Raw genomic sequence first — 11,609 nt, forward strand, 5'->3', positions numbered from 1 at the left:
GCGGTGCCGCTCACCCCTGGTCGCCCGGGTCCGGACGCGGCGGTGCCGCTCACCCGGCCGGAGCCAGCTGGCCGTGCAGCTCCTCCACCGGAACGAAGGCGTCCTCGAGGCCGAAGCAGGACGGACCGAACACCGCGAGCGCCTCGGGCGTGCGCATCAGGTCGGGCGTCGAGACCCCGACCACGCGGACGCGCTGCCCGTACCGCAGGCGCTCGGTGGTGATCGGCTCCGCGGTCTCGGCGTCGAGGACGCAGATCAGGTCGGGCACCACCGCGACGAGTCGGCCGTCCCGTCGGGCGACGAGGTTCTCGTTCTGGAAGGCGATCTCGAGCGTGGACCCGTCGGCGTCCTGCACGACGGCGCGGCCCTTCGCGAAGCCGTCCACCGTGCGGCGCTCGACGTCGACGACCTTGCCGTCGAACAGCTCGCGCAGGTGCGTGTAGATCGTCTGCCCGAACGCCTCGGCGAGTCCCTCGACGGGGTCGCGGTGCTGCTCGCGGGCGAGTCGGACGGCGCGGCCGACGGACAGCGCGAGCGAGAGCGTGCGCGGGACCGCGGTCTCCCGGACCTGGCGTCCGGTCATGGCGTACTCGGCGATGTACGCGACGCCGCCGAGGCGGATCGTGACACCGCGGGCGAGCCACTCCATCTGCCGGTTGTCGTGCCCGGTGTCGATGACGACGCCGTGGCCGTTCTCGTCGCTGATCGCGAGCGGTGACCCGGGCACGCCGTAGACCGAGAACGTCTCCATCTGCAGCTCCGGGAACGCCCGGCCCATGCCGTCGGCGTCGACGACCGGCAGACCACCGGTGGCGCCGACGAGCAGCGGGATCATCGAGTTGATGCCGCCGCACTCGATCGGCATGGTCGCCGTCGCGGTGCAGCCCAGGTGCTGCTCGAGCCGGCGGAGGGCACCGAGCGGCTCGGGTCCGGCCGGGATCCGTTCGAGCACGACCGTCGGGGCGCCCATCTGCGCGGTGGGGATGACGAACGCGTCGTCGTCGAGCTCGGACGGGTCGAGGATCGTCACCGGACCGTGCTGCTCGATGGCGGCCTTGACGAGGAGCATCCCGATGGTCGGGTCGCCGCCGCCGCCGGTGCCGAGCAGTGCGGCACCGCGGGCGAGGTCGGGCAGGTCGTCGACGTCGATGGTCCAGCTCACGGCTGTTCTCCTTCACTGACGGTGCCGTCGTGGCGGACCGCCGGGGTGTCGTAGCCGAAGTACCGCGGGCCGGCGAGCGCGAGGCCGGCCGGGCTGTGCCACCGCGGGTCGGCGGGGGCCGTGACGATCCGGACGCGCGCGCCGAACCGGAGGCCCTCGGTGGTGATCGGTTCGCCGGTCTCGGCGTCCAGGGTGACGATGAGGTCGGGAGCCGTGGTGCGCACCGAGCCGGCCACCTCGACCAGCAGGTGCTCGTTCTGGAACCGGAGCACCGCCTCCCGTCCGGTGTCGTCGCCGGAACCCGTGATGCGGGCGGTCCCGCGCGCGAAGCCGGTGACGGTCTTCCGTTCCACGTCGGCGACCTTCCCGCTGAAGACGACGCTGCCGCCGAGGGTCGCGGCGACCGCCGCGACCGGGTCCGCGTTGGCGGCCCGCGCCGCGACCAGGGCCTCGCCGAGGCGGACGCACAGCGACAGGCTGCCGCGCACGTACGACTCCTTGACCTGCGCGCCGGTCATCGCGTAGTTCGCGGTGATCGCGGAGCAGCCCATCTCGACGGTCGCGGTCCGGGCGAGCCGTTCCGCCCACCGGTTGTCGACCGTGCTGAACACGGCGGTGTTGCCCTTCTCGTCGGCGAGCGCCATCGGGGTGGCGCTGACGCCGGCGAGCGTCGGCAGGACCATCTGCACCTCCGGGAACGCGCGTCCCATCGCGTCGCCGTCGACCAGGGGCAGGCCGAGCTCGGCGGCGGCGACGATCGGGCTGGTCGAGTTGACCCCGCCGACCTCGATGCAGGCCACGTGCGTGGGCGTCACGCCGAGGTGGGCGGCGAGGCTGCGGACCGCCTCGGCGAACTGCGCGCCGGAGGGGAGCTTCTCGACCATCACGGTCGGTGCGCCGATCATCGCGACGTTGAGCACCACGGCGTCGTCCGGCAGGTCCTCGACCTGCACGACGGTGACCGGGCCGTGCTCGCGGACGGCGGCCTCGGCGAGGAGCCGGCCGATGTACGGGTCGCCGCCGCCACCGGTGCCGAGCACGGCGGCACCGCGCGCGAGGTCGGCGCAGTCGCCGTCGACGACCGTGAGGGGGCGGACGGTGGGGGCTGTCGTGGCGGCGCGTGCCGACGTGCCGCCGGCGTGCGTCGACGCGTCGGTGTGTGCCTGATCGTCGGTGTGTGCCGGTGCCGCGCCGTGGGTCGGCGCGGGTCCCGCTGCGGTCGTGCTCACCGGACCAGGGCCCCGAGTGCGAGGTCGCCGACGGCCTTCGCGCGGATGCGGGTCGCGTTGCCGGGCAGGTACGGGATCGGGACCTCGTCGAAGTCGACGATCGCGACGGTCGCCGGGTCGGCCCCGGCGGCGACGGCCCGGTCGATCGCCTCCTGCCGCGCCTCCTCGACCACCGTGGCACGGCCGCCGTCGGTGATCGCGTAGACCTTGTCGACCTCGCCGGAGACCTGCGCGATCGCCGCGCCGATGGCGTTGGCGACGGCGTAGTGCTCCGGGCGGTGCACGGTGCCGAGCCCGGGCAGCGTGTCCGGCAGCAGCACCGAGCCACCCCCGACCGCGACCACCGGCAGCGGTGCCGACGAGGTCCGCATGCGCTCGACGACGTCGGCCACGCGCTCGGCGATCACCGCGAGGGCGCGCTCGGCGACCTCGGCGGGCACCTCGGCGACCCGGTCCGGGTCGCCGATCGTGCCGCGGCCACCGCGGACGGCGACGTCGGTGGCGGTGAGCGTCGTGCCGCCGAAGACGAGGCCGTCCTCGGTGAGTCGGTAGCCGACCGAGTCCGGACCGACGAGCGCGCCGTCCTCGCGGATGCGGGAGCCGCCGCCGATGCCGATCGACAGCACGTCGGGCATCCGGAAGTTCGTGCGGATGCCCGCCACCGCGACCTCGCCGGTGGCCTCGCGCGGGAACCCGCCGGTCAGGACGCCGACGTCGCTCGTCGTGCCGCCGACGTCGACGACCGCGCAGGTGTCGAACCCGGACAGCACCGCGGCGCCGCGCATCGAGTTGGTCGGTCCGGAGGCGAACGTCGCGACCGGGTACCGGCGGGCGTACTCGACGTCCATGAGGGTGCCGTCGTTCTGGCTGAGGAACAGGGGCGCGTCGATGCCGCTCGACGCGACGGAGGCGGACAGCCCGTCGACGATCCGGTCGGCCAGCTCGCGCAGGGCGGCGTTGATGATCGTGGCGTTCTCGCGTTCGAGCAGCCCGATGCGGCCGATCTCGCTCGACAGCGAGAACGCGACGTCCGGTCCGAGCTCCGCGGCCAGGATCTCCTGCGCGCGCTGCTCGAACGTGTCGTTGATCGGCGAGAACACCGACGAGATCGCGACCGAACGGATGCCGGCGGCCCCGATCGCCGCAGCGTGGCGCTTCAGCTCGTCCGGGTCGAGCTCCGAGATCACCCGGCCGTCGAACTCGTGGCCGCCGTGCGCCAGGAACGCCCGTCCCTGCACCGCGGTGACCAGGTGCTCGGGCCAGTCGGTGAACGGGGGCAGCGACGCCGTCGCCGGGAGCCCGAGGCGCACGGCGGCGGTCGGCGCGAGCCCGCGGGCCTCGATCAGGGCGTTGATGAAGTGCGTCGTGCCGATCATCACGCCGTCGATGTCCTCGGACCCGAACGCCCGCTGCTCGCGGAGCCCGGCCAGTGCGGCGACGATCCCGGACGTGACGTCCTGGCTGGTGGACCGCTTCACGGCCGCGGCGACCGTGCTGCCGTCCATGAGGACGGCGTCCGTGTTCGTGCCGCCGACGTCGATGCCGATGCGCATGGGGTTCCCTTCGGGGTGGAGCGGGGTGGTGCGGAGCCGTGCGGGTCGCTGGTGGACGCCGAGCGGCCGTCGGGCGGAGGTGGCGGTCGACGTGGGGGGACGCCGACCGCCGGTCCGGGGGCGACGGTGCCGGCGCGGGGCGGGCGGCACCGTCGCCGGGTCTAGGCGGTGGTCGCCGGGGCGGGGACGGCAGCCGCGACCGGGGCGGCCTCGGTGCGGCTGACGCCGAGGCCACGGACCCAGCCGGCCTTGCCCGCGACCACGTACAGCACGAAGGCGATGACCACCGAGTTGATCGACGGGATGCCGACGGCGACGAAGTACCCGACCACGGCGGCGACCGCCCAGATGACCAGGGTGGCCGGTACCCACGTCGGACTCGTCGGCGGCAGGCCCTCGCTCGCGCTCAGCTCGGGGCGCCACCGCTTCACGACGAAGTACTCGGCGATCATGATGCCCGCGATCGGCGGGAAGACGACGCCGAGCACGATGAGGAACGGCGTGAACGCGTCGAGGAACCCGACGGCCGCGAGCAGCGACCCGACGACACCGAGCACGAGCGTGACGACACCGCGGTTCACCTTCTTGCCGAACACGACGTCGATGAAGTTCGTGACGCCGAGGCTCGAGCTGTAGATGTTCCAGTCGTTGATCTTGAAGGTGCCGAGCAGGATCACGAGGATGCCGACCCAGCCGACGCTCGACGTGATCACGCGGGTGATGTCCGAGGAGCCGACGGCGTGGGCGAGCAGGACGCCAGCGAGGCCGATGACGTACTCGCCGAGGGTGACACCGAGCGCGGTCTGCTTGACGACGTCGCCGACCGAGCGGTTGAAGCGCGTCATGTCGGGCGTGATGACGGCGCCGACGATGAAGCCGCCCGCGACGAGCGTGGTGCCGGCGACGAAGCTCAGCTCGGGACCGGCCGGGGCCTTCGCGGCGAGCTCGGCGAGCGAGTGCTTGCTCAGCTCGACGACGACCGCCCACCCGACCAGCACCAGGAACAGCGGCACGGTGACGTTCGCGAGCCACTGCATCGAGTGGAAGCCGCGCAGCACGATGGCGGTGACGAGCAGCCCGAACACGAGCGACCACGCCCACGCGGGCAGGACCGGCAGGATCGCGACGAGGCCAGCTGCCGAGACGCCGGACTGGATGCCGAACCAGCCGATCAGGCTCAGCCCGATCGCGAGCCCGACGAGCGCCGACCCGGCCTTGCCGAACCCGGTCCACCGCGCGATGACCGAGGTGTTCAGCCCCTCGCGCATGCCGATCACGCCCACGAACACGGACACGACCTCGAGGATCACGGCTCCGAGCGTGATCGCCCAGAACGCCTCCCAGAAGCCCATCCCGAAGCCGAGCGTCGCGCCGAGCAGGAACTGGGACAGGGCGGAGATCTGCCCGAAGCGCTGCACCGCCACCTGGAACCACCCGTAGCGGGCGGACATCGGGACGCGGGACAGGGAGTGGTCGTCGACGACGACGGACGGGGCTGGTGGTGCTGACGCTGCACTGGCCATCGGGTGCTCCTGGGGGAAGGGGTGCCGGCCGGGGCGGCCGGGTTGGAGCAACCGTAGTGAGCGCCCGGCGACCGGCGACACGTGCACTCCGTCGTTACGGGAACGTGAATCGGTGCACTGTGCACAGCCGCCGCCGGCACTCGTCGGCACCCGCCGGCACCCGCCTGCCCCGCCGAGCGCCCCGCCGGGCGCCCTGCCGTCCGCGGATGGAGCAGGAAACGTCGGGTCGAGGTCCGCCGCCCGACGTTTCCTGCTCCATCCGCGGGGCGGGGGGCGGGGGGCGGGGGCGGGCCGGGAGGCTGGGGACAGGACGGGAGCGCGGGGCGAGCACGGGCGCGCCCGGGAACGACGAAGGCCCCGCCGCAGTGCGACGGGGCCTTCAGTGATGTGCGCTCGAAGGGACTCGAACCCCCAACCTTCTGATCCGTAGTCAGATGCTCTATCCATTGAGCTACGAGCGCATCCGGCTTTCCAGCCGAACTGGCCTTGCGGCCGTGGAAGACTCTACAACAGGTCCGGCGCGGACGCGAATCGAGCTCCTCCGGGGCAGCCCCTCGGCGTGTCGCGCGGGTCAGGCGACGGTCGGCTCCTCGTCGAAGACCTCGGCGAGGAACACCTGCAGCGCCTGCCACGACCGACGGTCCGCGCGCTCCTGGTACTGCGCACCGTGGTCCGGCGCGTCCGTGCCCGGCACGGCGAACGCGTGCATCGCGCCCGCGTAGGTGACGACCTGCCAGTCGACCTCGGGGGCGCCGCGCATCTCGTCCTGCCACGCGGTGACCGCGCTGTCCGGGACCACCGGGTCCGAACCGCCGGTCAGCACGAGCAGCTTCGCGCGGATCGCCGACGCGTCCGACGGGTCGTGCGCGATGAGGCCGCCGTGGAACGACACCGCACCGACCAGGTCGGCACCGGTCCGGGCGAGCTCGAGGGCCCCGGAGCCGCCGAAGCAGTACCCCATCACGACGATGCGGGAGTGGTCGACGTCGGGGTCCTCGCGCAGCCGGTCGAACCCCGCCGTGAGCCGGGCGCGGAACAGCGGCAGGTCCTGGTAGAACGAGCCGGCGACCTCGGACGCGGTGTCGTCGCCGGGACGGACGCCCTCGCCGTAGACGTCGGCGCCGAACGCGACGTAGCCGAGCCGGGCGAGCATCGTGACGCGGGCCTCGACGTGCTCGTTGACGCCGTGCCAGTCGTGCACGACGAGGACGCCGGGACGCGGCCCGGACACGGCGTGGTCCTTCGCCAGGACACTGAGGAGCGCGGTGCCGTCGTGGTCGTGACGGACGGGCTCGACGCGGACGTCGGAGCCGGCGGGAGCGGGGACGGTGGACAGGACGTCGTCGGTGGTCTTCACGGTGCGCGACGTTACGCCGCGCGACCAGGAACGGGTCGGGAGGCGCGTGGCGGGCCCGCACCGCGCCTCCCGTCCGACCGCGCGCACGACGGGAGGCGCGTCACCAGCCCGCCACGCGCCTCCCGCCCGACCGCGTCAGCAGTCGACGTTGTCCCAGCCCTCCGGCCCCTCGGACCCGGCCGCGTAGTCGTCGAGCGGCGTCTCGCCGGAGCGCCACGCCTGCAGGAACGGCTCGACGACCTTCCACCCCTGCACCGCGCTGTCCCCGCGCACCGACAGGGTCGCGTCGCCCTCGAGCACACCGGCCAGGACCTCGCCGTAGGCGCTCAACCGCCCCGGGTTGAACGTCGTCGACAGCGAGGTGTGGTCGATCGTGTACGGGTCGCCGGGGCCGTTCACGTTGAGCTCGAGCTGCATCTCGTCGGGGGCGATCCAGATGCGCAGCTTGTCGGGGCGCTCGGGCCCGGTCAGCCCGTTCGGCACGTGCGGGGAGTCCTTGAACGTCACGACGATCTCGCGGCGCTGCTTCGCGAGCGCCTTGCCCGACCGCAGGGTGAACGGCACGCCGGCCCAGCGCCAGTTCGCCACCTCGACGGTGAGCTGCGCGAGGGTCTCGGTGCCGAGCGAGGGGTCGACACCGTCCTCGTCGACGTAGGCCGGGAGCGACCGGTCGCCGATCGTGCCCGCCGTGTACCGGGCGCGCTTGCCCGCCGCGACCACGTCGCCGCCCCACGGCCGCACGGCCCGCAGCACGAGCTCCTTCTGGGTGCGGAGGTCGTCGGCGTCGATGGACGCGGGGGCCTCCATCGCGACGACGGCCATCACCTGCAGCAGGTGGCTCTGGATCATGTCCACGAGCGCGCCGGCCTTGTCGTAGTACCGCGCGCGGCCCTCGAGCCCGAGGGTCTCGTCGTACACGATGTCGACGCGGGCGACGTGCTGCGACGACAGCAGCGGCTCGATGATGCGGTTCGCGAACCGCAGCCCGAGCAGGTTCAGCACGGTCGACCGGCCGAGGAAGTGGTCGACGCGGTGGATGCGCTCCTCCGGCAGGAACGAGTGCAGCAGGTCGTTGAGCTGTTCGGCGCTGCGGGCGTCGGTGCCGAAGGGCTTCTCGAGCGCGAGCCGGGTGCCGGCGGGCAGGTCGAGGTCCTTGAGCACGGCGCAGCTCTTCTCGGTGACCGCGGGCGGGAGCGCGAAGTAGATCGCGGGGTCGTGGTGGCACGCGGCGAGCAGCGCCTCCAGGTCGTCGGCGTCGGTGACGTCGGCCTTGCGGTAGGTCGACGCGTCGACGACCGCCCGGAGGCGCGCGCTCAGCCGCTCCCCGCCGTCGTGGGCGCCCTCGTCCTCCTCGTTCTTCGACGCCTGCGCGTTCTCGAAGGAGGTCCGCACCTGCGCCTTCCAGTCGGCGTCGGAGAGGTCCTCGACACCGGCCCCGACGAGCTGGACGTCCCAGTCCTCCTTCACCTCCAGCAGGGTGGCGAGGCCCGGCAACAGCAGGCGCTTGGACAGGTCGCCGCTGGCTCCGAGGATGAGCAGGCTGGTCTGGAGGCTCGACATGCCCCAGAACGTACTCACGCGTTCCGGCGCGTGGCCGGGCTGCGTCGGTACGGTGGGTCGAGTCCGTCGCGGAGGAGCACCATGAGCAGTGGGTACGGAGGGCGACGCATCCGCGTCGCGGTGGTCGGCACCGGGATGATCGCGGGGGTCCACGCCCGCGCCGCGCGTGCGGCCGGCGCCGAGGTCACCGGCGTCCTCGGTCGGACGCCGTCGCGGTCCGACCAGGTCGCGGAGCAGCTCGACGTGCCGCGCGGGTACGCCTCGCTCGACGACGTCATCGCCGACCGTCCCGACGTCGTGCACGTCTGCACGCCCAACGACCAGCACCACCCGCAGGCGCTCGCGGTCATCCGTGCGGGCATCAACGTCGTGTGCGAGAAGCCGCTCGCGATCGACGCCACGCAGGCCGCCGAGCTCGTCACCGCCGCCGACGAGGCCGGGGTCGTCGCCACGGTGCCGTTCGTGTACCGGTACCACCCGATCGTCCGGGAGATCCGCGCCCGGGTCGCCGCCGGGGAGCTCGGTCGGCTGCTCGCGGTGCACGGGCACTACCTGCAGGACTGGATGCTCGACGAGGACGCCTCGAGCTGGCGGGTCGACGCCGGTGCGGGCGGACTGTCCCGGGCGTTCGCGGACATCGGGTCGCACTGGTGCGACCTGGTCGAGTTCGTCACGGGCGAGCCCTTCGCGTCCGTCTCGGCCGCGACCGACGTCGTCTACCCGACCCGACCGGCGGCCTCGGGGCCGTCGTTCTCCGGCTCCCCCGACCCGGACCCGGTCGCCGACGCCTCGCAGCGTGCCGAGGTGACGACCGAGGACACCGCGGTCGCGACCTTCCGCACCGCCACCGGCCGGATCGGCAACGTCGTCGTCTCGCAGGTCGCCGCCGGGCGGAAGAACCGGCTCTGGTTCGAGGTCGACGGCACCCTCGGGTCGGCCGCGTTCGACCAGGAGCAGCCGGAGTCCGCGTGGTTCGGCAACGAACGCGGCGCGCAGATCGTCGTCCGCGACCCGGCCCTGGGCTTCCCGGACCAGCGGCGTCTGGCGGTCGTGCCGGCGGGGCACCCGCAGGGGTACCTCGACGCGTTCGCGGCGTTCGTCGCCGACACCTACGCCGCGGTCCGCGCCGAGGGCGACCGTTCGGCCTGGCCGGACGGACTGCCGACGTTCGCGGACGGGGCCCGAGCGGCGCAGGTCATCGACGCGGTGGTCGGCAGCGCCGCCGAGGGTGCCTGGCGGCAGATCCGGTAGGACCCGGGACACCGGCGTGACGCGACGTGGGCCTCCCGCGGGCGCGCCGTGGGCCTTCCGCGGGTACCCGCGGGCACCGGGGAGCTGAGCGCGTACAGGAACCGGCGAGCACGGTGGGGGCATGGGCCAGACCGTGAGCGACTTCGTCATCGACCGCATCAAGGCGTGGGGTGTGTCCCGCGTGTTCGGGTACCCCGGGGACGGCATCGGCGCGTTCGACGGCGCCCTCGGCAAGGCGGACGGCAGCGAGCGCGCGCTCGAGTACGTCCGGCCGACCCACGAGGAGATCGCCGCGCTCATGGCGACCGCGCACGCGAAGTTCACCGGCGAGGTCGGCGTGTGCGTCGCGACGTCGAGCCCCGGAGCGTTCCACCTGCTCAACGGCCTGTACGACGCCCAGATGGACAACCAGCCGGTCGTCGCGATCGTCGGGCAGCAGGGCCTGGCGTCGATGGGGTCGTTCACGCAGCAGGAGTCGAACCTCGAGCGCGTGTTCGCCGACGTCGCCTGCTACGTCGAGACGGTCGCCACGCCGGACGCCGTCGGGGTCGTCGTCGACACCGCCTTCCGCACCGCGATGCTCCGCAAGCAGCCGGCCGTCGTGGTCCTCCCCCACGACGTGCAGGCGATGGCGTACGAGGCACCCGCCGCCGAGCACTGGGTGTCCCGGTCGAGCGACGTCGCGCCGTCGACGCGGATCACCCCGCCGCAGGACGAGATCGCGCGGTTCGCCGAGATCCTCAACGCCGGCGAGCGCATCACCTTCCTCGTCGGGGCCGGTGCCCGGGGTGCCACCGACCTCGTGCTCGCCGCGGCCGAGAAGACCGGCGCCGGCATCATCACGGCGCTGCGCGGCAAGGACGTCGTGCCGTCCGACGTGCCGTACCACACGCAGCAGGTCGGGCTCCTCGGCTCACGTCCGAGCCTGACGCAGATCAAGGAGTGCGACACGATCGTGCTCCTCGGGACGAACTACCCGTACGGCGAGTACCTGCCCGAGAGCGGTCAGGCGCGCGGCGTCCAGGTCGACATCCGGCCGGAGATGATGGGCCTGCGCTACCCGACCGAGCTCAACCTGTGGGGTGACGTCGGGTCGACGCTCGAGGCGGTGCTCCCCCTGCTGCACGGCGACCCCGACACTGCGTGGCAGGACAAGCTCGCCGGCGAGATGCGCGAGTGGGAAGCCGAGATGGACCGCCAGGCCGAGGTGCACTACAGCGACGGAGTGAACCCCCGCCGGGTGATCCGCGCCGTGAACGAACGGCTGCCCGAGGGCGTCACCGTGACGTGCGACGCCGGCACGACCGCCGACTGGTACGGCCACCACATCCGGCTCCGCCGCGGCATGCACGGCGACATGTCCGGCCGCCTGGCGACGATGCTCGCGGCGATGCCGTACGCCGTGACCGCCAAGTTCGCCTTCCCGGACGCACCGGCCGTCTGCACGATCGGCGACGGCGCGTTCCAGATGCTCGGCATGAACGAGCTCATCACCGTCAAGAAGTACATGGCGCAGTGGCCGAACCAGCAGCTCGTCATCGTCGTCGTGCACAACGACGACCTCGGGCAGGTGTCGTGGGAGATGCGGACCGAGGACGGCAACCCGATGTGGTCCGGCTCGCAGGACGTCGAGTCGATGGACTACGCCGGGTACGCCGAGCTGCTCGGCTTCACGGGCATCGCGGTCCGGAGCGACGACGAGGTCGACGCCGCCGTCGAGCGTGCGTTCGCGAACCCCGGCGTGACGCTCATCGACGCCTACGTCAGCCGCAACGTCCCGCCGCTCCCGCCGCACATCACCGCCGAGTACGCGATCAACACCGCGAAGAGCCTGCTCAAGGGCGACCCGCAGGAGCTCGGCGTGGTGAAGGACTCGGCGAAGGCGATGGCCGCCGAGGCCGTCGAGCGCGTCAAGGGTGCCCTCGGTCGCGACTGACCCCGCGCCCCGCCCTGGCCCCCGGACGCGGGCCAGGG

At 73.0% G+C, this 11,609-nt stretch carries 8 protein-coding genes and 1 tRNA gene; 2 read left to right on the top strand and 7 right to left on the bottom strand.

The window, feature by feature from the left end; genetic code table 11:
* Positions 1-49: 49 nt before the first annotated feature.
* The 7 genes from QOL15_RS12765 to QOL15_RS12795 form a co-directional block, all read right to left on the bottom strand.
* Positions 50-1,162 (bottom strand): DUF917 domain-containing protein, encoded by a 1,113-nt coding sequence (locus tag QOL15_RS12765; protein WP_071247782.1) that lies wholly within the window; start codon positions 1,160-1,162, stop codon positions 50-52.
* On the bottom strand, positions 1,159-2,391 hold the full coding sequence (locus QOL15_RS12770; protein WP_083394015.1) for a DUF917 domain-containing protein: 1,233 nt from the start codon (positions 2,389-2,391) through the stop codon (positions 1,159-1,161). The genes QOL15_RS12765 and QOL15_RS12770 overlap by 4 nt, the downstream gene beginning before the upstream one ends.
* Positions 2,388-3,944 carry a hydantoinase/oxoprolinase N-terminal domain-containing protein gene (locus QOL15_RS12775; RefSeq protein WP_065964257.1) on the bottom strand — a complete coding sequence of 519 codons (1,557 nt, stop codon included), beginning with the start codon at positions 3,942-3,944 and terminating at the stop codon, positions 2,388-2,390. The genes QOL15_RS12770 and QOL15_RS12775 overlap by 4 nt, the downstream gene beginning before the upstream one ends.
* Positions 3,945-4,105: 161 nt before the next feature.
* Positions 4,106-5,467 carry a cytosine permease gene (locus tag QOL15_RS12780; protein ID WP_065964255.1) on the bottom strand — a complete coding sequence of 454 codons (1,362 nt, stop codon included), beginning with the start codon at positions 5,465-5,467 and terminating at the stop codon, positions 4,106-4,108.
* A gap of 388 nt (positions 5,468-5,855) precedes the next feature.
* A tRNA-Arg gene (locus QOL15_RS12785) sits at positions 5,856-5,928 on the bottom strand.
* 110 nt (positions 5,929-6,038) lie between these two features.
* The gene (locus tag QOL15_RS12790) at positions 6,039-6,824 is read right to left on the bottom strand and encodes a dienelactone hydrolase family protein (protein ID WP_071247779.1); all 786 of its coding nucleotides are present in this window, start codon (positions 6,822-6,824) and stop codon (positions 6,039-6,041) included.
* Between the two features lie 135 nt (positions 6,825-6,959).
* Positions 6,960-8,384 (bottom strand): glucose-6-phosphate dehydrogenase, encoded by a 1,425-nt coding sequence (locus QOL15_RS12795; protein WP_071247776.1) that lies wholly within the window; start codon positions 8,382-8,384, stop codon positions 6,960-6,962.
* An 81-nt stretch (positions 8,385-8,465) separates the two neighbouring features.
* On the opposite strand from QOL15_RS12795, the gene QOL15_RS12800 reads away from it, so the two are divergent.
* Both QOL15_RS12800 and QOL15_RS12805 read left to right on the top strand, forming a co-directional pair.
* Complete coding sequence (locus QOL15_RS12800; protein ID WP_071247773.1) at positions 8,466-9,635, top strand: Gfo/Idh/MocA family protein; 1,170 nt, start codon at positions 8,466-8,468, stop codon at positions 9,633-9,635.
* Between the two features lie 121 nt (positions 9,636-9,756).
* On the top strand, positions 9,757-11,571 hold the full coding sequence (locus QOL15_RS12805) for a thiamine pyrophosphate-requiring protein (RefSeq protein ID WP_071247769.1): 1,815 nt from the start codon (positions 9,757-9,759) through the stop codon (positions 11,569-11,571).
* Positions 11,572-11,609 lie beyond the last annotated feature (38 nt).

Source organism: Curtobacterium sp. MCBA15_012, from assembly GCF_001864935.2.
Lineage (GTDB): Bacteria > Actinomycetota > Actinomycetes > Actinomycetales > Microbacteriaceae > Curtobacterium.